The sequence below is a fragment of the Cryobacterium sp. PH29-G1 genome (genome assembly GCF_030063365.1).
Taxonomy (GTDB): Bacteria; Actinomycetota; Actinomycetes; order Actinomycetales; family Microbacteriaceae; genus Cryobacterium.
In genome coordinates, this window is record NZ_JASISY010000002.1 from 440,019 (window position 1) to 464,023 (window position 24,005).

Here is a 24,005-nt window from a genome sequence, read left to right on the forward strand (position 1 = left end):
CGCGCTCAGGGCCGCGCCGATGATGTCACACGGACCCCCCCGATCGACCGTCCAAAGAGTCTGGAGCAATCGCCCGTGGCGCATGTCGGTGGTGTGACATACACTTTTACCTAGAAGACTTATTCGATAATAATCAGTTTCAAAAAGAATTTGTTCGAAACCACGAGGAGCGGTTCTTAACGGATGCTCATCAGGTTTTTACCATTATTTCCCCGTCCTCAGCCTAGGGAGGCCCCCTTGCCCCACATTATTGACGCTCCGGTTGACGTTGAGCTTTCCCCCGACGGCGACCCGCGCGCGTTCATCTGGAATCGGTTCGAACACACCGTCATCGGACAGCCGCAGGCCGTGTTCCGACGCACCCGCTGGTGGGAAAACGAGGGAACCCCCACCCGCATCGACACCGAGCTGTGGCGACTCGATGCCAGCCGCGGCGGCGAAGAACAGCACCGTTACGACCTGCGCCGCGGCACGGACGGGTCCTGGGTGTTAGCGCTGGACTGGGGATGAGCTTTGCACACCTGCACGTCGCGAGCGCCTACTCAACCCACTATGGGGTGACGCTCCCCGATGCCCTGGTCGAGCAGGCGGCCGCGCAGGGCGCGAGTTTTCTGGCCGTCACCGACCGTGACGGACTCTACGGCGCGGTCAAACACGTGCGCGCCTGTGTCGCCGCGGGCATCCGCCCCGGGCTCGGCGCCGAACTCGCCGTGCACGACGAGGAGTATCGCCCCCTCGGCCGGGTGGTCGTGCTCGCCCACGGCAACACCACCGGTCGAGGTTACGCCGCGCTCTGCCGCGCGGTCAGCGCCGCCCACAGCACCGACCGAGACGCTGTTCGCATCATGGCAGCCCGGAGCGCCACCGCCCACGCCGCTGCCCACGCCGGCGCTGCCGCTGCCGGCCCGAGCATTTCACGCGCCAGGCTGGCCGATCTGGCCGGGCTCGCTTCGCTCACCGTGCTACTCGGTCCCGACTCCGACGTTGGCCTCGCCATCGGCCGGCGCGACAATACGGATGCCGCGGTGCGGCTCGCCCACTGGCAGCGCGCCCTGCCGGCCGAAGCTGTCGTGCTCGAAATCGTCTGTCATCTTGCCGAGAGCGGCACCGTCGGCAGCGTGACCCCGGCCACGCGCATGCTGGCCCTCGCCGAGAATGCCGGCTTACCGGCGGTGCTCAGCAATGCTGTGCGGTACGGCACCCCCGAAGAGGCGGTCACCGCCGATCTCGCCGACGCCGCGCGCTATCTGCTGCCGCTCGCTGAACTTGAGACCCCTCAAACCAACGGCCAGGCCTGGCTCAAACCCGCCGGAGCGATGCGACAGGTAGCCCGCATGGTCGTCGACGCCGGCCTGCACGATGCCGGCGCCCTCGAACGGTTGCTGCGCGACACCGAACAGCTCGCCGACCGGTGCAGTCTCGACCCCGAGCACGACATCGGTCTCGGGCGTCCGCGCATGCCAGAGGCACGCATCATCGGTGTCACCGGCGACCCGGTTGCCGAGCTGTGGCGGCGCGCCACGAGCGGTATCGCCGATTTATACTCCGCGAGCGGCTCGCGCGCGGTTGAAGCCGCCCACGCCCAGCTCGCCCACGAGATGAAAACGGTCGAACACCTCGGCTTTGCCAGCTATTTTCTTACCGTCTCCCGCGTGGCAGACATTATTCGCGGCATGGGAATTCGCATTCAGGCTCGTGGTTCGGGGGTCGGCTCGGTGCTCAACTATGCGCTGCATACTTCCTCGGTCGACCCCATCGCGAACGGGCTGCTCTTTGAACGGTTTCTCTCCCCGGAACGCCAGACCCTGCCCGACATCGACATTGACGTTGAGTCGGCCAGGCGGCATGACATCTACCGCGAAGTCTTTCGCGCCTTCGGCAGCGACCGGGTTTCGCTCATGTCGATGACCAACGCCTACCGGGGCCGCGGCGCCGTGCGGGATGCCGGCCTCGCGCTGGGCCTGCCCGATGCTCAGATCAACGTCATCGCCAAGCAGATGTGGCGGTTCAACGCCCGCGACTTTCGCCGCGCCCTCGAGGAGAAGCCCGAGCTCGCCGCCCTGGCCACCGAGGTGCGCGAGTCCCAGCAGCTCGATCAGCTGGTCGACCTCACCGCCAAACTCGACCGGCTCCCCCGGCATATCTCGGTGCACCCCTGCGGCGTGATCCTCTCCGACGCGAGCCTGCTCGACCGCACCCCGGTGCAGGCCAGCGGCATGGGCTTGCCGATGTCCCAGTATGACAAACACGATATGGACCCGATGGGGCTCATCAAGCTCGACATTCTCGGTGTGCGCATGCAGTCGGCGATGGCGCACGCCGTTGACGAGCACCACCGGCTCACCGGCGAGAGCATCGACCTCGATCGGGTACCGCTCGATGATGCGAAAACATTCGAGCTCATTCGCTCTACCCGCACCCTGGGCATCTTTCAAATCGAATCCCCCGGCCAGATGGAGCTCGTCGGCAAGCTGCAACCCGAGGTATTCAACGACCTCACGGTCGAGATCTCGCTGTTTCGACCCGGCCCGATGAAGAACAACATGCCGCTCAAATATTTGCAGGCACGGCACGGCGAGGTCATGCCCGACTACATCCACCCCCGATTCGAACCGATCCTGCGCGAAACCAACGGCGTCGTCATCTTTCACGAACAGGTCATGCGACTGTTCGACGAACTCACCGGCTGCGGGCTGGGAAAAGCGGATGTCTTTCGCCGGCACCTGGGTAAGCCAGAGCAACTCCCCCAGATCGAGGAATACCTGCGCGAACGGGCGCTGGCCCGCGGCTTCAGCGAGAAGGTCATCGACCAGGTCTGGACGGTGTTGGCGGGTTTTGGCAGCTTCGGCTTCGCGAAGGCGCACGGCGCCGCCTTCGCCCTGCCCACGTACCAGTCCGCCTGGCTGAAAACCCACCACCCGGCCGCTTTTCTGGCCGGGCTGCTCACCCACGACCCCGGCATGTGGCCGAAAGACCTCATCGTCGCCGAAGCCCGTGTGCTCGGGGTACCGGTACTCCCCCTCGACGTGCAGTCGAGCGCGCTCGACTATCGGGTGGAGGATCTCGCCGACGGGAGCCAGGGCATCCGTTTGGCACTGCCCGAGCTGGTCGGCAGCACGGAAGCAGAGCGGGCGCGCATTGTGCGGCACCAACCGTTCGGGTCGCTGCAGGACTTTCGTGACCGGGTGCACCCCCGAAGACGCACCTTCGAAGCTCTGGCCCGAGTGGGCGCGCTCGACACGTTCATTGGCTACGACCGTACCCGGCGACACGAACTACTCGCGCACATTCAGTCGCTGCGCGGCACCGCCGTGTCGATTCGCGCCGACCAGCTCGCGTTCGAGGTGGAGCTTCCGGTGCCGCGATATTCCGGCGACCGCGCCGGCGCCATTACCTCGCTCGAACTGCGCGGCCGCACGCAGACCGATCTGGAACTACTCGATCTGAACCTCGCCATCGGCACCCACCAGATGACGCGCTTTCACGCTTTGTTCAAGGAACTGGGAGTGACCCCGGCGAGTGAGCTCGGCACTCTGCCCGGTGGAACCGAGGTTCTGCTCGCCGGAGTGCGGCGGGCTACGAACACGCCGCCGATGCGTGGCGGTCGTCGTGTCGTCTTCATCAGTCTCGACGACGGTACCGGCCCGGTCGCCAACGTCGTGTTCTTTCACGACGCGCAGGAACGCGTGGGAGGGCAGGTGTTCCAGACCAACTACATGCTCGTGCGTGGCCGCACCCGCCGCTCGGGCGCCCGGGGCGTTTCGGTGACCGGAGAGAACCTGTGGAACCTGTTCGATGTGGCCCGCCAGGTGAAGGAACGACATGCCGTTGAGCGTGCCGCCGCGGAGGAAGCTGCCAGTGCGGCCGCCTACGCGGCGGAACTCGCTGCACATCCGTCTACATCGCGGGCCGGAGGTACGCTGCACCACCTCAGTGCGGCGCAGAGCGCGTAAGGCGGTGCCAGCACTGCCCGTGCAGTCCTGCCCGTGCAGTCCTGCCCGTGCAGGTTACTGACCCGGCGCGGGAACTTCGGGCGGGGCGGCGGGCGGGTCGACGGGGGGATCTGCGGGCGGGGCGGCGGGCGGATCTGCGGGCGGGGGAACAACCGGCGGGGTCACCGGCTTGGCGGTGGGCGGGGCGACGACCACGGGCGGCGGAATGTACTTGGGGGCCAGCTCTTCGAAGGCATCCCCGCCGTACTTGGCGTTGACGACCGACATTACGGCCGGCCACATCCGGTGCCGCGCCGTGGCAATCTGGTCGCGCCCAAAGTATTGGCGACGCTGGCTGAGCGTTCCGGTCAGGCTGACCACGGCGACCACCGTGGCCACCTTGGTGCTCGCACCGCTCATCCAGGTGTCCTTGGCCCCATCCGTCGTTCCGGTTTTTCCGATCATCGGCACCGACGGTTTCGTGCTCACGTTCGACTGACGGCCGGTGCCACTGGTCATCACCCGACGCATCGCATAGGCCATGCCCGCCGCGACGGTGGAATCCACCGACTGCGTGCAGACCGACGGCGGCACGGGAATTTCCACGTCGCCCGGGCCGACGATGCGGTCAATGGCAATCGGCGAGCAGGTGACCCCTTTGTTGGCGATGCCCGCGAAGGCAACCGTCATGGTGAGCGGGGCCACCTCGTTGGTACCGATCACGGATGCCGCGGTCTGCGAGAGCGGCCGCCCGTCGGCCCGGTGCACGCCGAACAACTCCGCCGTTTTACGAATACCGCAGAGGTCGAGTTTCTTGGCCATTCCAATGAAGCCGGTGTTGATCGAGCCGATCGTGGACTGCAGCGCGGTGTAGTTGGCGCCGGACTCGTTGGCATCGTTGCGCGGGTTCCAGTTCTGCTTGTCATAGTTCTGGGGGCCGAGGCAGCTGTCCTGAAAAGTACCCCAGTTGGCTTTACGCCGGGAATCGACCCGTTCATTGAGCGAGTGGTCTTCTTTGAGCCACTCAGCCAGGGTGAATACCTTGTAGGTCGAGCCGGGTTGGAACCCGCTTGACCCGCCCTCGGAATAGTCGGTCGCGTAATTGATTCCGGTGTAGTTGGCGCCGGTCGCCTGCACCGCCGGGTCCTGGCTGTAGTCCTTGTTCTGGGTCATCGCCAGCACCCGGCCGGTACCCACCTGCACGCTCGTGATGACCGCGCCCACATCACCGCCCGCGTAGACCTTGGGCACCTGCTCATTCATGGTCGTCACGGCGGCGTTCTGCACGTCCAGGTCCAGGCTGGTGTACACGTCATAGCCACCTCGGCGAAAGTTGAGCATGCGGGTGGCGGCGTCGGCACCGAAGGTGGGATCGGTTTGTAAAATCTTGGTGACGTAGTCGCAGAAGAACGCGTTGGCCAATGCGGTCTGACAGCCCGTGCTCGGCTCGGTGATGATCGGTTCCACCGGGGCTGCCACTGCGGCGTCGTAGTCACCCTGGGTGATCTTCTTGTAGCGCAGCATTTCGCGCAGAATGTAGTCACGGCGCTGCTTGTTGGCGGCATAGCCGTTGGCCGCACCATTGGTCTCGCTCGCCGGCTTGTCCAGCTGAAACTTCACCGGGTTGTTCACGATCGCCACGAGACTCGCCGCCTGCGGCAGCGTGAGATTGGCCGCGGCGGTGTTGAAGTAGTAGTTCGCGGCGGCCTCGATGCCGTAAACGGTGCCGCCGAAGCCGGTGATGTTGAAGTACTGCTGCAGGATGTCGTGCTTGCTGTATTGTTTCTCCACCCCGATGGCGAGCCGCATTTCTTTCAGTTTGCGGTCGGGCGTGGTCTCGGTCGCCGCGGTGTAGCAGGCGTCGTGCGCGCTCTGGTCGTTGAGCACCGCGCACTTCTGCACGAGCACGTTCTTCACATACTGCTGGGTGATGGACGACCCGCCCTGGGTGTTCCCGCCGGCCACCGTCGTGGCCGTGGCGCGGAGCGTGCCCTGCAGGTCAACCCCGCCATGCTCGTAAAACCGTGGGTCTTCTCCCGCCACCGCGGCATCCTTCGCGAATTGGCTGATCGCATCCCAGCCGACTTCAATGCGGTTCTGATCGTAGAACGAGGCGAGCAGTTCAAAGGTGCCGTCACTGCGCGTGGCGAAGATATCGCTCTTTTGTGAGAGGGGCTCGATTTTGATGTAGTCCGGCAGATTCTCGAACACGGAGATGGTGTTGGTGGCGGCCATTCCCGAGAGTGCTACGACCGGGGTCACCGACACGGTCACCAACACGCCGGCCACCGCGCTCATGGCGACAAACCCGAGCATCCCGCCGAGAACTCCGCGAACGGAGCGTCGACGCGACAGCGCCGCGCTGGTTGGAACCTCGGTCACTTGCACCACGCTTACCCCCACTGGGTCACCCCGTGCGAGAGCCCACGCCTGCACATCGGTTCGTAACTGATTGTCATGTTAGTCAGGTGCGGGCGCTCGTGTCGCCCGCTGGCGCACCTGAGAATGTATCGGGTTGATACCGGTTTGTGGGTAGTATCCGTGAAACTGCTGGAGGTGGTGCATGCAAACGTTCGGTATCGAAGAGGAATTCATCTTTCTCAAGCCGGCAACCCTGCAGCCGGCGAACGTCGGCGACGACGTGCACACCGAGCTCCGGGGCCGCTCACCGGTGTCGCGATTCGTCAGCCACGAGTTTCTTGCCTCGCAGATTGAGCGCTCCACGCCGGTCTTTGATCGCTTCGAACAGGCCTCCGCTGACCTTCTGGCCTTTCGAACGCGTCTGGCCCGTGCGGCCCGGCACCGCGGGGTACTCGCCGCCGGCGTTGGCGCACCGTTTCAGACCGAAGGCTGGCCGGAGGTCACCAATGTGGAGCGATATCACACGGTCGAAACCGAATTTCGCGGTTTGGTTCCCGATCACCTGATCAATGGGCTACACGTGCACGTTGGCATTCCGAGCCGCGAAGCCGGGGTGCAGGCGCTCAACCGGGTGCGCGTCTGGCTGCCGACGCTGCTCGCGCTGGCCGTGAACTCGCCGTTCTGGCGCGGCGCCGACACCGGGTTCTCCAGCTGGCGCAGTGTGCACATGCGGCGCTGGTCCACGATCGGCTGCCCGCCGATCTTTGCGGATGCCGCCGACTATGACCGCCGCATTCGTCGGCTGGTCGGCGTGGGTGGCACCTATGACCTGCGCACGATCTGGTGGAATGCCCGCCTGGCCGAAGACCATCCAACGGTGGAGATTCGGGTCTCCGACGCCCAACTCGATGCGCCCTCGACCCTGCTCCTCGCCGCCCTGACACGGGCGGTCGTGACCACCGCCCTGCGCAACGCCGAAGCGGATGTCGCCCCCATCGATATCGCACCGGAACTGCTCGACGCGGGGCTCTGGCACGCCGCCCGCGAGGGTATGGAATCGACCCTGTTGAATCCCGAGACGGGAGGACTGGAGCGTAGTCAGAAGGTGGCGGACGCCCTGCTGCGCTATGCCGGCGACGCCATCGATGAGGTCGGCAATCGCGAACGCATCCTGGCACTGCTCGCCCGCACGCGGCGTTTAGGCACCGGAGCCGAGAGGCAGAGAGCCGCCCTGCGCGCCGGCGGGCTGCCGGGCCTCACCGCCCTCCTCGCTCACGCGCTCACCGCGCACGACTAATCAAATATCCAGCGACGGATGCAGTTTGCCGATCGACCAGATCTTCATCGAGCGGCTGGCGAAGACGGAGACCGTGAACGCGCCGATTCCGAATGCGAGCAGGGCCAGAATGTCGACCAGAATGGCGCTCGTCCACCCCTCGGCGATGAGCCGTCGTACACCGTCGACCGCGTACGTCATGGGCAGGCCGGGGCTGACCCATTGGAAGAAGACGGGCGAGGTCTCGATCGGGTAGGTGCCCCCGGCGGAGGCCAGCTGCAGAATCAGCAGCAACAGGGCCACCAACCGCCCACGACCACCCAGCAGGGCAATCAGGCTGTGGTGAATAGCGGTGAAAACCAACGCGACGATCACCGTGAAGGCCGCGAGGGCGGCGAAATTGGCGGCTTCGAGCCCCACCATAAAGTGCAGCACCGCGAGTAACAGCCCGGCCTGCAGCAGGCCGAAGAGTAGTCCGGGAGCGAGACCGGTCAAGGCCACGCGCACCGGGCGGGCAGTGGATGCGACGGCCTGCGGCGACAGCGGGCGGAACAGAAAGTACATGCCGATTCCACCGACCCAGAGGGCGAGCGGAATGAAGTAGGCGGCGAGACCCTCCCCGTAGAACCCGACAGCATTTTCCCGGACGTGTTCGGCAGACACGGGCTCGGCGGTTATTGCGGCGAGGTCGCTCGCCTGCGCATCCGTGTAACTCGGCACATCGTCGACACCCGACTCCAGTGAGGAGCTGAGGGTGTCCGCACCCGTCGCGAGCTCGCCCAGGCCGTCGGCCAGGGTGCTCGCGCCGGTGCTGGCCGACGTCGCTCCGGACGCCAGAGTGGCAGCACCAGCGGCCGCGCTATCGGCACCGGTCGCGAGCGATGCCGCACCGGTTGAGAGTGAGGCAGCACCGGTCGAAACGGACTGGGCTCCGGTCGAGACGCTCGACGCTCCCGTGGCCAGGGTAGCGGCGCCGTCGGCGAGCGTTCCGATGCCGGCTGCGAGCGGTGTCGCGCTCTGGTTGAGCGTCGCTGTGCCCGCAGCGACGGCAGCAGCACCGTCAGCGAGGTCCTGAATCGATCCCCCTCCGGCGGTGAGGGCCGCGTTGAGCTGTGCCAGGGTCCAATCCGGGTGCGCCGCCGTGAGCGCGGCAATTGTGCCGAGGGTGCTGGACACGGTGCCCGAACCCGCTGCAAGCTGGGCGGCGGACGCCGGCAGGGTTGTCACGCTCGCTTTGAGCTCGGCGGCTCCCGCAGCCAGGCTGGCGGAACCGTACTCCACCTGGGCAGCGCCGCTCGCGAGGGTCGATGCGCCGGTGGCGAGGTCGCTCGCACCGGTGGCCAGAGTGTGGCTGCCGGCATCCACTTGGGCGATACCGCTCGCAAGCGTGTCGGCGCCGCTGGAGAGGCTGCCGAGTCCGATAACGAGTTCTGCTGATCCGTCGCTTGCCGTCGCGGCACCGTCGCTCAGGGTCAGGGCGCCGTCGGCGGCCTCCGCGAGGTTGTCGTGCAGGCTGGTGAAGCCCAGGTAGATATTGTCGAGGTAGTTCTCCGAGATTGAGCTCGTCAGCTCCGCGCGAATGGCGGCGGTCACTGATTTCGTGACCTGGCCGACGATGAAGTTCGAGGCGTCGTCGGTGTAGACGCGCAGGTGCGCCTGTTCCGGGGCGAAAACGGATGCCACGGTCGTGCCATCGGCAGCCGGCGCCTCGGCTCCCGGGTTCGTGGCCGTCGAAGCCAGGGTGCTGGAGAAATCGGCGGGAACGACGAGCACGGCGAAGTTCTCGTTGTCGACGAGCGATGTGCGGGCATCCGTTTCGTCGTCGGCGGTGAGCCAGGTGAATCCCGCGCTGTCGCTGCCCACGAGAGAGTCGACGAGTTCGGCGCCGGCGTCGATGGTCGTCACGGTGCCGTCGGGTCCGGTTACCGTTGCGGGCACATCGTTGTTGACGATGACGGCGTGGAGTTTGTCGATATTGCCGCTCGTGTTCCAGTTGGCCGAGAGGTAGACGCCGCCGTAGATGGCGGGAACGGCGGCAATCATGATGAGGGCCAGGATGGCCAGACGGGATGATCGAAACCGGGATAGCTCGATGCTCGGCAGCGAGAACAGGCGGGCCCGACTAAATTTCTTGGCCATGGTCTAGGCCTTTCCGGTGAGAGCAGTCACGGTTCGTTCGTCAGAATCAAGATCGAGCAGATACACCGGCCGCGCCGGCGCCGGCTCACCGCCGATTCCGTCGAGAATCTCGAGCAACTCTTTCGGGTCCTGACCACTCGCAGCGATCGTGAGATCGTGCCAGCCGGCCATGCGCAGGGTGAGCAGGGCTGCCCAGACGCGAGTGCGGTCATCCGTGTCACGTAGCGTGTCGACGTCATCGACGATGAGCAGTCGGGGGCGGCCGATCAGGGCCACGACCACGCCCAGCGCCGCACGATCGAGCGGTTGCAGGTCGGCGATGCGATCGGTACCGGTCAGCCGGGGCAGGCCGGCGGTGCCGGAACCGAGCAGGGCGCCGGCGCGCGCGTCGACCAGACGGAGCACCTCGTTCACGCGAATGAGGCAGAGGACGACCGCTTTGTGGCTGACCACCGGTTTCCACCAGGGCTGACGAAGCACCAGGGCGGCCGCGAGTTGGCGTTCAACCGTGAGGTCATCGTCGAGGCGGTTCACGATCGGCGTTTCAGCCAGTGCTGAGAGGTGGCGAACCTGACCGCCACCACCGCGCAGCGGATGCCCGAGCACCGTCGCCGTTCCAGCGAATCCGCGTAGTCGACCGGCCAACGCGAGCAGGAGCGCCGTCTTACCGGAAGCGAATCGTCCGGATACGAGGAGTAGTGCGCCGATCGGGAGGTCGAGGTTAATGCCGCCGATGACGGTGCGTCGACGGTTGCGGATGCTGAAATTGCGTGTCTGGATAGCGAGCTCGGTGGCGGTGTCGCTGCTATCCGCGGTGTCGCTCATATCGGTGCTGTCGCTATCACCAGTGCTGGCAGCTGTGCCGTCAACAGTGCCTTCGGCCGGATTACCAGGGTCAGCAGCAAGGTCAGCAGCAGCGGTCAGTGCGGGGTCTTGAGCCGAGTCGAGCGTCATACAGAATTCCATCCAGCGTTGGGTTGTGCCTGGCGTGAAGCCGCCGTAGTATTTTCAGTACCCAGAGTATCCAATACCCAAAGTATCCAGATGTCAACTCATTAGGACAATCCGAAAGGCACTCATGGTTGAGACGCCCGACAGCGCAGCGCCCATCCTTCTCACCACCCGGCACCCCGTTCCCACAGATACCGCCATGGCCGCCCCCTCAGCCGCTCCCGCAGGCGCTCCCCAGCCCCTCCCGCGCAAGCGCCCCCTGCGCACCGACGTGCGCGCCGACATCCTGCGAGCCGCAACCGAGCAGTTCTTCGAATCCGGCTTTCTGAGTACCAAACTCACCGACGTTGCTACTCGGGCCGGTTACACCAAGGGTGCGGTCTATTCCAACTTCGGTTCAAAGCAAGACCTGTTCGGATCGATCGTCAATGAACGGCTGGCTACTCTGCTCAGCGGCCGACTGGCATCCATTCTCGGCGACGAAGTGCGACTCGATGATGCGGCGCTGGCCCGCATCGCCCGCCGTCTCGCTGAGACGCTGATTGAAGACGGGCCCTGGCATCTGCTCCTCATGGAGTTGGCCGTGCACGCCGCCCGCGATCCGCAGGCCGCCGATCTCTATCGAGAGAGCCGCAAAAGCGTGCGGCTCGCCATCGGCGCGGTCATCATGCAACACGCCGACCAGTTCGGCATCGATCCTGACGCCCATCGCGTGGACGTACTCGCTCCCCTGATCATGTCGGCGACCAACATTATGGCGCTTGAGCGCATTCTCGACCCGGACTACTTCGAGCGCGGGGTGCAGGCCCGAATGATCGAGGCCATCCTCGTGGGCACGCTGCGGTAACTGTAGCCATACAGGGTTGTGAGCCCCGACACCAGCCTGTGGAAAACCTGAGCGGGATTGTAGCAATGCGTCTACTCTGACCCCATGCGAACCCCATCGCGTCACCATGCCGAGCACAGCGTTGTGCTCAGCGCCCTCGCGCTCTGCCTTTCCGTCGCTCTTTTGAGCGGATGCACGGCCACCCCTACTCCGACCGTCACCGCTCCAGCTACCACCGCAGCCACCCCCCGTGCCAACACGGAGCCCGCCGAGGCATCCCCCGTCTTTGCGTCGAACGACGAGGCCCTGGCCGCTGCAGAGGCGGCGTATTCGGCCTACGAAGCGCTTTCCGACACCATCACATCTGAAGGCGGAATTGGTGGCGACCGAATCGCGATCGCCGCAAGCGCGGCTTACCTGCCTGAGCTTTTGGCTGGATTCGAAGGGTTCTCCGAAACAGGGCTTATTAGCCGGGGCACAACAACGTATGACGAAGCTTCACTCATTAGAAGTGCGCCCGAGCCGCAAGGTGGAGTTCGAATCGAACTATATCTATGCTCAGACATTTCTGCCGTTCGCCTATATGACGCATCCGGAAATGATAAGACGCCGGTTGATCGCACGAACCGAATTCCACTACAAGTGGGTTTCGTCTCCAGCGCAACGGAACCTTTCCTGCTGCTCATCGACAAGGAGGACGTATGGTCCGGCAGAAACTTCTGTCAGTAGCCCTGGCCGGAATTCTTCTGGCGATTTGCCTTCCAAACATTTCGCCCGCATCCGCTTGCACAATCTCAGCGTCCCTGACAAAAAACTGTCCGGAAGAAATCATTTCGGGTGGTGTCACAAATGGCGGCGGCGTCGATCTGAGGGCCGAAGCGAATGGGGGTTCCGGCGGCACATCCGGCACGCCCGGTCCGTCTAGCGGTCGGTCTGGCGCAGCAACCCCCGGTACACCGGCGGCACCGAGAGTGTGCGCGCACGGAGACCCGGCCAAACCCGGCATCACGTCCATCCCCTGCGGCAACGGACAATTCCTCCCCCTGGCCCGAAACAACACCCCCGCAACCCCCTGCACGGTCTGCTCCCCCGACACCATCGTGCGAATCTCCGACCTGCAGAACTTCCCCGCCTACGCCGCCCCAACCGGCATGGAACCCAACGGCTGGGCCATCGTCGGACTCGCCACAAACTTCTGGGCCACAGCCTCCACCCAAATCAGCGAAGGACTCCTCCTCGGCCAACCAGCCCAAGTCATGTTCACCCCCACCGGCTACCACTGGAACTACGGCGACAGCAACACCACCTCAACAGCCACCGGCGGAGCCAGCTGGGACGACCTCGGCCTGGCCGAATTCTCCACCACCGCCACCAGCCACACCTACGCCACGAAAGACACCTATTCCGTCGTACTGACCGTCGAATACCACGCCGACTACAGCTTCGGCGACCAAGGCTGGCGCCCCGTCGAAGGAACCGTCACCGTGCCATCAACCCCAATCACCGTCATCGCCGCCAACGAATCCACCGTGCTCGTCGCCCACGACTGCAACGCCAACCCCCACGGCCCCGGCTGCTGACCGGGGCCGTGCTTCTGCTATGGCAGGAGGCGGTCGGCGGCCTTGTGGGGCAGGCGCGCAGCGGCGGCGCGGGCGATTGCGGCGGCCGCTTCGTTCGCGACAGCGTCAAAATCGACGCCGTTGATCGAATCAGCAACGGATACTCCCGACGCGGCACGCGTAGTGGTCGCCGCCGAGGACGGCGCAGACGCTGCGGTCTGAGCGGCCGATGCTGCCTCTGACGGTACAGCTGAAACTGCGGGCGACGTCGCGTCGTATCCGGTCGCGGGTGCATCGGCCGGCGACACGGCTGCGCCGGCGTGGGCCGGTGCGGCGTTCCGCAGAGCGGCTCCGGCGGTGCCACCGAGCAGCCCACCGAGCAGGTCCTTGATACCGATGCCCATGGTGGATCCCAGCACCGCGTCGACTTCACTGAAGCCCGACGCGACGTTCTTGGAGAGCTGGCTGGCACCATCCGTTGAGATAACGGTGAGCTGATCGATGTTGCTCATGGGCGCAGCGAGCTCGTGCGCGATTTGCGGGAGCATTTCGACCAGGCGCAGTTGAATGAGCGCCTCAGACTGCTGGGCGACGGCCTCGGCGGAGAGCCGGGTGGCCGTGGCTTCGGCGGTACCGCGGGCAAGAATAGCGTCGGCCTCAGCCTGGCCCTCGGCGCGAGTGGCGTCGGCGTTCGCGACGCGGCTGTCACGATCGGCGGTGGCCTTGGCAACGGACGCCTCGGCTGCGGCGATGGCGGTCACCCGGATGCGGTACGCGTCGGCGTCGGCGATCGCGTTGACCTCGGATTCCAGCTCGGCCTTGCGCAGGCTGGCGCGGCGCTGGGCGGTGAGCTCTTGCTCCTGCACAATGGCCTGCTGGGCCTTCGCCTCGGCGAGGGGCTTCGATGCGGCAGCCTCGGCGGCAGCCTTGTCGGTGTCGAGCTGCAAGGCGGCCTTGCGGAGGGCGAGCGTGTTCTGTGCCTCGGCGATGGCCTGCTCGGCCGTGATCAAGGCTTCCTGCGACTCGCGGTTCGCGAAGTGCTCGGCAACCTCGGCTTGGCGGCGCACCTTGGCTTGCTCGGCACGACCAATGTCGCGAATATAGTCGTTCTCGTCGGTGATGCCCTTGATCTCAAAGGAGTCGACGTCGAGGCCCTGGTTCGCCAGGGATTCACGAGCGGTAGCCAGTACGGAGCTGCCGAGTTCGTCACGCTTCTGGATGACGGTCATCACGTCGGTCGCGCCGATCGAGGAACGCAGCGAACCGCTGAGCACCTCTTGCGCGAAAGCGTCGATGTTCTTGTCCTGGCCGAGAAAGCGCTGGGCGGCGGCACGAATCGCGGCGGGGTCGTCGCCGACCTTGACGATGGCAACGGCCTCGACGGAGAGCGTGATGCCGTTGCGGTCCTGCGCGACAGCGGTGATCTCGATTGCCCGGCTGCGCAGGCTGATCTTGAACGCCTTCTGAAAGAACGGAGTGATGAAGACACCCTGGCCGTGCACGACGCGCTGACCAGATTCCTCGAGGGTTGCCCCGTCGACGATCGTCTTGCGGCTCTTCTTGCCGGTGATGATGAGGGCTTCATCGGGCCCAGCATTCTTATAGACCGATTTGGCGTAGATCAAGGCGATCAAGAGAACGACGAAGGTCGCAAATATGATCCCGGGGATCGGGCTGAACAGAAAATCGAGCATGGGGTCCTTCCGAGGCGCAGGGCGCGTGCGTACGTCGTCTCGGCGTTCCGGTCGGGCGACCTCGGCGCAGAGTTATGCGCCCAGTCTCGCAGGCAACGCCGCACTAAGCGAAAGCCCCGACCGTTCCTCCCTCCGCCCCCGCTCTCACTTCCCGGGCCCGGGCCCGGAAACTGGGCCCGGGATAAATCATGGGCCCAGTTGCATAACATGGGCCCCGCGCGGCTGAGTACCCCGCGCTGCTCCGAATTCCGGCCCGGTCGCCCGCGAGGGTTCGTTGAACCAGGAAAGAAATTCGTATACATCTTTTATCTTGACAGACACTCCGGATCGATCATCGGCTTGTGCGAGACCGCTATCTAGTGGGATCCGTGCACCAAAACCAGACTTGATTCGGAAATTTGATCAGTTTTCTTGTCGAGTTTAGGTTATGAGTTTCTCTCGCTTTTATGTTCGAATTGCGGTAGAATCAGTGTCAAGGAGGCGATGGCGCCCATGTTCATGGAGAACCCCGATGACACCGGCAGTACCGATACCGGCAGTACCGATACCGGCAGTACGGATGTCGGCAGTACTAATGTCGGCAGTACCGCCATCAACACGTCCAGCCCCGCTATTGCGGCGGTGATGCACGCTCGTGAGGTTCTCGTCGGGGCGCTGGGTGGGATCTCGTTCGGACTGCTCAATAATGATGAATCTCTGAGCATGCTGCTCGCCCTCGAAGATGTCGGCCGGGTCATCGACGGTGCTCGGGTACTTTCCACCACCGATGTGCTGCGCCGCTCCGAATACCTCGATACCACCGTGCCCAAAGCTCCCGCAGCGACGGAATCCGAGCAGACAGGGGCCCCGCAACCGGATACCAAGCAGACGCAGGCTGCTGCGGCCGTAGCGGCGGGGGCGGTGTCCATGGCCAGGCGACTCGGCTGCCGCAGCGGCGTTGAACTCGTCGCCACCCTCGCCCGACTCTCCCGCAGCGAGGTGCGACAACGCGCCGCACTCGGAAAAAATACCGGCGAGCGGATGCTACTCGGTCGCCCGCTCTCCCCCACCTACCCGATAGTAGGACAGGCGTTGCAGGGCGGTGCTCTCGGTGTGGAACAGGCCCGAGTTATCGTCACGGTGCTCGATGGCTTACGCTCATCGGTGCTGGTCGAGGATCTCGACCGGGTCGAACGCTCCCTCGTGGCCAGCGGCTCCGGTGCCATCACGCCCGAAACCGAGGGACTTCCCGGCGCCGGCATCGCTTTCGCCCCCGAACTACTTCGACAGCAGGGCATTCAATGGCAGGCACGCCTCGCGCCCGATGGCTCAGCCCCCGGTGAGACTCCGCCCGAACGACGCAGCTGGCTCACCTTTGGTGGGCTCCAGAACGGCGGCCACAGTCTCTCCGGCTGGCTCACCACGCTCGACCGCGCCATCATCAGCACCGTCTTCGACGCTTACCTCTCCGCCGCCGCAGCCCATCCCGTGCCCGGAGCCGCCGTCCCGTCCCGCAGTGCTCCCAGCAGCACTCCCACCGGATTTCCTCGCTGCAATCCCGCCAGCGCTCCCCGCGACAGGATCGCCTTCCGGGACACCGATACCGACCTCGACCTCGACAACGACAACGACAACGACAACGACAACTCCACGGGCAACGGTAGCGCCACCAAGGCCGCGCAGTCTGGCTCCGCCGCATCAGGGCCCGACCAGATCGAGCAGATCGAGCCGACCAGGCAAGCCGAGAAGGCCGAGCAGGCCACGCCGGGCAAGCCGCGCGAGCAAGGCCGGAAAGACCACGATGGCCAGAACGGCCAGCGAAGCGAGAACGAAGCACCGAACTACGAGAACTACGAAAACTACGAAAACTACGAGAACTACAAAAATAGCGAAACCGAAGGCTTCCACGAAGAGCCAGTCGAACGCGAGAACGGCGAGATCCGTGAGGTCGGTGAGATCCGTGAGGTCCACGAGATCCGTGAGGTCCGTGAGATCGGTGAGGTGCGTGAGGTCCGTCAGGCGGGTGAGGCGGGTGAGTCAGTCGAAGCGCTGGGCACCGACCCGCCCGATAGCTTCAGCCCCTGCCCGCAAGAGCCCGATGACAGCCGCTCACTCAGCGAAAAGCGCGCCGGCATCCTCCGCGCGGTGTTCGAAGCCGCCGCCAGGCACCCCGCCACCCCGACCATGGGCGGCGCTGCCCCCACGGTGCTCGTGCACATCCATGTCAACGATCTCCTCGCCGGACGCGGCGCCGGCTGGATCGACGGCATCGACGGCCCCCTCACCACCACACAAGTCGACGAGTTGATCTGCGCCGGAGGATACCAACCCATACTCTTTGGCAAACAAGGCGAAATACTTCACCTCGGCACCACCAACCGGTTCTTCACCCCGGCCCAACGCCGCGCCCTCGCCGCCCGCGACGGCGGCTGCATCATCCCCGGCTGCACCGTGCCACCCCACCAAACCCAAGCCCACCACGTCATCCCCTGGCGCGACGGCGGCCCGACCAACATCGACAACGCAGTCCTTTTGTGCAACAGCGCCCACTCCAGTATCGACACCTCCGGCTGGGACATCGAGATGCGAGACGGCCGCCCCTGGATCCGCGGCCCCCTCCACTTCGACCCCACCCAAACCTGGCGCCCGGCCGGCCAGAACCGCGCCGCCACCCCCGCCGAACTACCCAACTGGGAAAAATGAACTGGGAAAATGAACTGGGAAAATGACAATCATCCAGCATGCAGAGACCGGCACAGCCCGCTGGCCAACGTCGCACCGTCAGGGCGGCATATCCGAGCCAGGTCAGCCAGCCCAGAACGCGCGTCACGCCAGATCGCGGATCAGGCAAGATCGCGGATCAGGCAAGATCGCGGATCAGCCCAAAATCTGTGTCAGCCCAAAACGTGCGTGGCATCAGAACATCTGTCACACGAGAATGCACGTCATGCACGAACGCGGTTCAGGCCACGCAATTGGTCAGGCCACGCAATTGGTCAGGCCAGAACGCCCGTCAGGCCAGAACGCCCGTCAGGCCAGAACGCCCGTCAGGCCAGCCAGCTGATCACAGGCCACCTCCGAAATCTATTCGATGAAATCGGCGACAGCACGCAAGAACGCAGCCGCAGCGAGGGCACGCGCGGCGGCATCCGCTTCGCGAGAGCCAGCCGTTGCCTCCGAGCCGGTGAGACCAACGGCGCCAGCAACTCCAACGGATGCCGCGGTACCGCCGTTCTCGTCGCCGCCTGTGTCAACACCGCCCGGGTCCACAGAGCCCGTGCTGGTACGGCCCGGGTCGATACCGGCCGCGCCGAGCAGGGCCGTGATCGCTCCCGACATCGTGGCGGGCGCAGCGCCGGTCGACTGGCCAGCCGGTGCAGCCGGTGCAGCCGGTGCAGCCGGTGCAGCCGGGCTCGAGACCAGCGGTGCCAGAAAGATGCGCGTTTTCGCGGCACGCGGACCGTTGAAATCGGGGTTCTGACGCGGCTGGCTCGCAAATCCTTCCCGTACCTTCGCCAGAAACTCGGCGTTGGTCAGCCGATTTGCGCTGGGCATCACGAGCAGGCTGGCCACCACGGTGAAGTCGCCGTGCCCACCGGTCTCGTAGGCGACCTCGGTGGGTTTGCACGCGCTGAACAGCACCTCCCGCGCCAGTGCCCGCTTACCGGCGCGGGCGGGTGTGCCCCGCTTGGCCCGATACTTCTTGCTCGTCGCCTCGTCGGGAATAATGAACCGCGCGCGACGCCCATGAGGAGCGGATGCCGCACTCAGGTCATCGACGTCGGCTGGCAGCAACTGCAACCGACGTTGGCCGTCTCCGGAGTGGCAGGAGTCGAAAAACGCTGTAAGACTGACGCCGTCTGGCAACTGGTCGAAGATCTCGCCCAAATCGTCGTCGATGATCAGGTTGCCGTCGCGAAAGTCGATCGGACAGAGGGCTTCGTCATATTTCTTCTCCTCGTTGCCGGCCTCAGCTTCGTCGCCATCGAGGTCATCCACATAGGTGCCGTGCCCGGCGTATTGAAAGACCAGAACGTCACCGGTAGCACTGCTCGAGACCAGGTCCAGCAGTCCGAGCAGAATGTTCTGTCTGGTTGCCTCCGCATCCAGCAGGGTGCGCACCGCGAAACCGGCGGCGGTGAACTGCGTGGCCCACGCCTCGGCATCCGCAACGCAGCCGAAGAGTGCATCGCCGCCCGGATAGGCGTTGATGCCGACGCAGAGTGCGTGGTGGGTGCCGGCCGGCCGGGGCGCGGCGGGGCGGGGCACCGGCCACAATTCGTCGCCGAGGTCGCGGGTGGCCGGAAACGATTGGATGCGCGAGCTGCCGGTAACCCGGCGGGCAACGCTGTCCATTGTGGGAATATCGTTGTCGAAGCCACCATGGCTGGTGGACGTACTGCGGCTGGTCAACGGGCCAGTCGTCGTTTTCGACCAGATGATGTCGGCGGCGCCGCCGACACCGGGTGACCCGCTCACGCCGGACAGACCGAATAACCCCGCCAGCACGGGGTCGGCGCGCAGGCATTCCTCAAGGCCGAGAATCGGCGAAAACTCCTCGGGTTCGAACGAGGCCCGCACGAGGTAGAGCAAGGATTTTCCGTAGGCGCCGAGACAGGTGTCATCGCGTTCGAGCTTTTCCGTCATGGTGAACATGGCGAGCGAGGCCACCTTATTGCCGCACAGGGGCACGATCTGCTTCTCAAAAACATCGGTGCGCACGGCCGGCGCGAGCAGGCTGAGCGTGGCGAATTCCGGGACTCCAGCCTTCAATGCGGCGGGAATGAAGAACGAGTGAAAGATCGACCCGGCACTGTGCCCAACAGCGTGCACGCTGATCGTGTCGGGGTGTGCCGTGCAATAGGCCGCGAGTGCCTCTGCCACGTAGCGTGCACCACCATCACCGGCCGAGGCAGCTTCGGCCGAGTGCTTCATCTGCCCCCAGATCGCCGGCCCTTGGCCGAAGCGGGCCGCCAGCTCGAGCACCCGGTCCTTCGCGTCGTCGAGCCAGCCGCGGCGGCCGTGTGCCCAATCGCCGACCGCGCCCGAAATAGCACCCGCGAGGCCCGTCTCCCAGACGAAGTGAATGGGGTAGACGCCGTTCGATTTCCACCAGTCCACCTGGGTGGCGGCGATACGCAGCCCGGATTGCTCATCGACGAGCCCGCCGTGGGCGTAGAAGACCACTGGCACGACGCCGCCCTGTGCGGCCGCGAAGGCGGGTAGATGCGTGGCGAAGATAGCGTCGACGTCTTTCTTCGTGGTCGTGAACGCGCCGGTGGACGAAAATTTGCCATCGCTGAGGTTGACGACGTGCGGCCGCAGCTTGGCAAGCTCGCTCTGGGGCAAGGGCGGTTGTCGCGTCGCGGTACCGGCTGACGGAGCAGTACCAGTCGACTCCGCGGGGCTCAGTTCGGTCATGGCGCCGTTCCTCTCAGGGTCAGATGGCGCTGAAACAGGTGCGCCGCCGCTACGGTGCGGCCCTGCGATTATGGCGCTGAAGCGTTACTGCGGCGTTACTGCACCCCTACCTTGACAGTCCCCAAATTCGGTTGCATAGTGCAATTGCGTCGTGCCAGGCACCGCGGCACGTGCATCGTGCAACCACGCACACGTATATCGCACACAAGCGGATGTTGCACACAAGCGGATGTTGCGAGGGTCGCCATGACGGCAGGAACCGGTTCCGGATCTAATCCGGCGCACAGCGGTCTGCAAGTCGGCCTGACCGTGCTGGCCGAGGGACCGTTCACGAGCGGCGCCGATGGGCTCCTCACTACGAGCCTGCGTGTTCCGGTTGAGCGCATTGGACCGGGACCGCGCAGCGCCCGATTCGACGTGATCGTGCGTCGGCCCGGCGAGAAACCGTTCAGCCTCGACCTCGGCTCCCCGACTCCTCCCTGGATGGTCGTTGATGAGAAACCGCCCGACGATCTCACCGCTCTGCTGGATGACAGTCGGTTTCTGGCCCAGCAGGTGTACGCGGTGGCGGCATCCACTCTGGCGTTGTTCGAGTCCACTCTGGGACGACGCATGGGCTGGGTGAACGGAGGTCGGTTGACCATCAGCGCCTACGATCGGGTTGCCTACCGGCAGTCTGGTTACTATCGCGACGACGGGCTGATTCGGTTCGGGCACAAACGCGACGGCCGCACGACCAAGGCGGTGCCGCTCGCCCTGTTTCGTGACCTCGTGGCGCACGAGGTCACCCACGCCATCGTTGACGGCTACCGCCCCAAATGGGCGGATTCCCACGCCGAGACCGACCAATTGGCCATGCACGAGGCTCTAGCCGACCTCGTGGCACTACTCTCGGTGTTTTCTACCCAAGCCCTGGTCGAGAAATTGCTCACCCAGGCCGCCGGCAAAGATCTCGATCTCGATACGCTTAACGAAGCAGCACTGTGCACCAACCTGTTTCGCCTCGCCGACGGCTTGTTCAAGCGCGAAACGGCGCGGCCGTCGCTCGCCCATGACCCCGCGCCCGATTGGCGCACCCAGCGCGACCCCCACCTGCGCGGTGGGGTGATCGTGCAGGTGCTCGTTCGGGTCGTGGCACGGCTGTGGCTCCAGCGCCTCGACGCGCCCGGCGGCCGCTCCAGCCTGTACCAGGTCGGTCGCGCCGGAGCCACGATTGGCGGTCAGGTATTGCGGATGCTGATTCGCAGCCTCGGTTACATGGCGCCGGTCGACGTCACGTGGGAAGACCTGCTTCGGGGCATTCTCACCGCCGACATGGCCGTCGCCCCGGATGATCAACTCGACTATCGCGGTGCCATCGTGCGGGCATTCGCGGAGGCTGGAATCGTGCTGCCCACGGGCAGCGACCTCTACGGTGTATCCGCCCTCACCGGTCTGCGATACCCCGTGCGACTGGCCTCCCTGAGCTCCGATCCGGAGGAAATTGTGCGGTTTATCTGGGAAAATCCTGCTCTGCTCGCTGCGGCGAAAATCGACCCGACCAGACCGATTTCGGTTGCCCGGGTGCGGCCGACCCTGCGTGTCGGGCCGGACGGCTTCGTGGTGTCCGAGATCGGTGCCACCTTCACGCAGGAGTTTCGCCTGAGCGTTACCGCGGCGCGCAAATTCGGGCTCGCCACCCGGGGCCCGGTGTACATTCGCGGCGGCGGGCAGTTGCGTTTTGACGAGGGTGGACGCCTGATTTTCGCCTCACTCAAGCCTATTCTCGACCCGGCCCGGCAGCAGGCCAAGCTCGATTCGCGTGAAACGACCCCACCAGCGGATGCCGCAGCGCCGGTCCCGCCGGGCCCAGCAGCCCGAGCCATCGCCGCGCCCGCTCCTACCGTGTCCGCCCGGCGCAAACCGACCTTTCACACCTGAACGGCCACACCTGATCGGCCAAATCTGAACGGCCACACCTGAACGGTTCGGCCGGTCAAAACGCGGTGCCCCACGCGGTCGATTTGCCGGGAGCCGATGCCTCCAATTGCGCCCGCTGGTTGAACTTGCGAGCCCGCAGTTTCACGTTGACCTGCTTGATCACCTCCGCCCGGCTCAGAGTCACTCCGGGTTGCAGGGCGTCAAGCACGAAATGGGTGAATGCCCCGTTGTACCGGCCGTCGAAGTTGGCATCGGCGGCCGTTTGGTCGGCCCGGCAGGCGGCGAAGAGCACCGGCTTCGCCACGGCCTTCGACGAGCGAACCAGGTCGCGCAACATACGAGTATCGGCACGATCGGCCTCGGCGCCATTGCGTCCGAGCGGCGTTGGCGGCGGAACAAAGCGCGGGCGCCGATCGTCCATGGTCGGCAACAGGTCGAGTGCTCGCAGGCCGCTGCCGCTGTGGCAGGTGTCGAGGATCACGTCGAGCAGCACTCCCTTCGGTAGCCGCGCAAAGATTTCGTGCAGTTCGTCGTCGACGATGAGGGTGTCCGGGTCCCACGCGGTACCCGACTGACGCAGGTCGTAGGTCGCGAACGCCTCGTCAACCTGGTCGGCTTCATCGCCGCTGGTATCGGGCAGCTGGGTGCCATGGCTCGACATGGTGAACACGATGTGATCGAGGTGCTCGCCCGGCGTATTCGCCCGATCAAGCGCCTCCGTCAGCGCTCCGAAGACGGCATCCTTGGTTGCGGCCTGGTCGGTCAGGAGCGTGATACTCGTGTCGGCGAAGCCGAAAGCGCGTCCGAGCAAGGCGCTGACGTCGCTGGCGTCGTTCACACAACCGTGTAACCAGCTCGCCATGGGCAGGTTCTCGAATCGGTTGATTCCTACACACAGTGCGAATTGAGACATGGCCTTCCGATCGTCGGGAGCCGGGTGAACAGGATTTCGCGAACCGGTTGTCGCGAACCGGTTGTCGCGGAGGTGCCGGCTGCACACGGCCGCAGCAGTTGACGGTAGACCCCTCGGCGTTACCGGCGAGTTACTCGCACGCTGGGGCTGGCCGGCCGGAGCCACGGCAAAACATTCGTATTGACCGAATTGGCATTGACAACCAGGCCGGGGCTGGCCATTCTGGGCGGTAGCGGCGCCCACCTCATCGTTTCGGGCTGGCTGTGTACCAAGAAAGTTTCGGGGATTGAGCGCTCATGGGATATTCGACGATACCGGGCTGGGATCTTCGCGTGCTGGGCTACTGGCAATTGCTCTACAACGGAGCGCCGGTCGAGGTCAGTGCTCGACAGCAGCGGATGCTCGCCGCGTTAGCCACGCTGCCGACCCAGCCACGGCACGTGCTTGCTGCCCGGCTCTGGCCGAATAGCCCCGAACATCAGTCGGCCGGAAGCCTGCGGTCGAGCGTCTTTCACATCTCACATGAGTTGCCGCGCCTCCTCAGCGCGACCGACCCCCCGCAGCTCGACGCCGACGTGCACGTTGACCTGCACGATGTGCGCGAGTTGATCAGCGAGATCACGCTGTCCGGGCGCCGAACGGTACCGCCGGAGTCCATCGATCTGCTGCAGGAGGCCACCCTGCTACCGGGCTGGTACGAGGAATGGGTGATGGAGCAGCAGGATCATCTGCTCCATCAGCGCGTGGATGCACTGGAGAGCCTCGCCCGCTCCTATCTGCTGGCCGGTAGTTTCAGCCGCGCCCTGTGCGCGGCTCGCGCGGCGGCGACGGTGGATCCGCTGCGCGAAAGCGCCCAACATCTGCTGGTGCGGTGCCACCTCGCCGAAGACAACTATGCCTCGGCGGTGCAGGTCTACCGCAGTTTTCGCAGCCATCTCGGCCGGGAACTCGGCGTCGAGCCCTCCACCCATTTCGCCGAACTGCTCGGCATCGAGCCCACGCTGGTGGTCGATCAGTCCAGATTCTAATCCCGG

Annotated in this window: 15 protein-coding genes; 9 read left to right on the forward strand and 6 right to left on the reverse strand. The window is 65.1% G+C overall.

Annotation, left to right across the window (positions count from 1 at the left end):
- The first annotated feature begins 237 nt into the window (after positions 1-237).
- Positions 238-510, forward strand: a complete 273-nt coding sequence (locus tag QMK22_RS04475) for a hypothetical protein (protein WP_283496420.1) — start codon at positions 238-240, stop codon at positions 508-510.
- Positions 507-3,953: a DNA polymerase III subunit alpha gene (locus QMK22_RS04480; RefSeq protein WP_283496421.1), complete on the forward strand. Its 3,447-nt coding sequence runs from the start codon at positions 507-509 to the stop codon at positions 3,951-3,953. Before QMK22_RS04475 ends, QMK22_RS04480 begins: the two co-directional genes overlap by 4 nt.
- A 54-nt stretch (positions 3,954-4,007) precedes the next feature.
- On the opposite strand, the gene QMK22_RS04485 is transcribed toward QMK22_RS04480, so the two are convergent.
- The gene (locus tag QMK22_RS04485; RefSeq protein WP_283496422.1) at positions 4,008-6,314 is read right to left on the reverse strand and encodes a transglycosylase domain-containing protein; all 2,307 of its coding nucleotides are present in this window, start codon (positions 6,312-6,314) and stop codon (positions 4,008-4,010) included.
- Between the two features lie 181 nt (positions 6,315-6,495).
- Between QMK22_RS04485 and QMK22_RS04490 the strand changes: the two genes are divergently transcribed.
- On the forward strand, positions 6,496-7,590 hold the full coding sequence (locus QMK22_RS04490; protein WP_283496423.1) for a carboxylate-amine ligase: 1,095 nt from the start codon (positions 6,496-6,498) through the stop codon (positions 7,588-7,590).
- Here the strand turns inward: QMK22_RS04490 and QMK22_RS04495 are convergent, their stop codons facing one another.
- Together QMK22_RS04495 and QMK22_RS04500 are read right to left on the reverse strand one after the other, a co-directional pair.
- A complete protein-coding gene (locus QMK22_RS04495) occupies positions 7,591-9,708 on the reverse strand; it encodes a YhgE/Pip domain-containing protein (protein ID WP_283496424.1) in 2,118 nt (705 codons plus the stop codon).
- Positions 9,709-9,711: 3 nt separating this feature from the next.
- Positions 9,712-10,662, reverse strand: coding sequence for a hypothetical protein (locus QMK22_RS04500; protein ID WP_283496425.1), 951 nt, complete (start codon positions 10,660-10,662; stop codon positions 9,712-9,714).
- A gap of 124 nt (positions 10,663-10,786) precedes the next feature.
- On the opposite strand from QMK22_RS04500, the gene QMK22_RS04505 reads away from it, so the two are divergent.
- From QMK22_RS04505 to QMK22_RS04515, 3 genes are all read left to right on the forward strand, one after another.
- Entirely contained in the window at positions 10,787-11,506 is a 720-nt protein-coding gene (locus QMK22_RS04505) for a TetR/AcrR family transcriptional regulator (RefSeq protein ID WP_283496426.1), read from the forward strand.
- Positions 11,507-11,590: 84 nt separating this feature from the next.
- Positions 11,591-12,214 (forward strand): hypothetical protein, encoded by a 624-nt coding sequence (locus QMK22_RS04510; RefSeq protein ID WP_283496427.1) that lies wholly within the window; start codon positions 11,591-11,593, stop codon positions 12,212-12,214.
- 242 nt (positions 12,215-12,456) lie between these two features.
- Entirely contained in the window at positions 12,457-13,065 is a 609-nt protein-coding gene (locus tag QMK22_RS04515; RefSeq protein WP_283496428.1) for a hypothetical protein, read from the forward strand.
- Positions 13,066-13,082: 17 nt separating this feature from the next.
- Here the strand turns inward: QMK22_RS04515 and QMK22_RS04520 are convergent, their stop codons facing one another.
- Positions 13,083-14,738, reverse strand: a complete 1,656-nt coding sequence (locus QMK22_RS04520) for a flotillin family protein (protein ID WP_283496429.1) — start codon at positions 14,736-14,738, stop codon at positions 13,083-13,085.
- 483 nt (positions 14,739-15,221) lie between these two features.
- Between QMK22_RS04520 and QMK22_RS04525 the strand changes: the two genes are divergently transcribed.
- Positions 15,222-17,420 (forward strand): HNH endonuclease signature motif containing protein, encoded by a 2,199-nt coding sequence (locus tag QMK22_RS04525; RefSeq protein WP_283496430.1) that lies wholly within the window; start codon positions 15,222-15,224, stop codon positions 17,418-17,420.
- Positions 17,421-17,801: 381 nt separating this feature from the next.
- Here the strand turns inward: QMK22_RS04525 and QMK22_RS04530 are convergent, their stop codons facing one another.
- On the reverse strand, positions 17,802-20,138 hold the full coding sequence (locus QMK22_RS04530; RefSeq protein WP_283496431.1) for a caspase family protein: 2,337 nt from the start codon (positions 20,136-20,138) through the stop codon (positions 17,802-17,804).
- 246 nt (positions 20,139-20,384) lie between these two features.
- Between QMK22_RS04530 and QMK22_RS04535 the strand changes: the two genes are divergently transcribed.
- Positions 20,385-22,058, forward strand: a complete 1,674-nt coding sequence (locus QMK22_RS04535) for a gluzincin family metallopeptidase (RefSeq protein WP_283496432.1) — start codon at positions 20,385-20,387, stop codon at positions 22,056-22,058.
- 55 nt (positions 22,059-22,113) lie between these two features.
- Here the strand turns inward: QMK22_RS04535 and QMK22_RS04540 are convergent, their stop codons facing one another.
- Positions 22,114-22,971 carry a caspase family protein gene (locus QMK22_RS04540; RefSeq protein WP_283496433.1) on the reverse strand — a complete coding sequence of 286 codons (858 nt, stop codon included), beginning with the start codon at positions 22,969-22,971 and terminating at the stop codon, positions 22,114-22,116.
- A gap of 296 nt (positions 22,972-23,267) precedes the next feature.
- Here QMK22_RS04540 and QMK22_RS04545 point away from each other — a divergent pair, with 296 nt between their 5' ends.
- On the forward strand, positions 23,268-23,999 hold the full coding sequence (locus QMK22_RS04545) for an AfsR/SARP family transcriptional regulator (protein WP_283496434.1): 732 nt from the start codon (positions 23,268-23,270) through the stop codon (positions 23,997-23,999).
- Positions 24,000-24,005 lie beyond the last annotated feature (6 nt).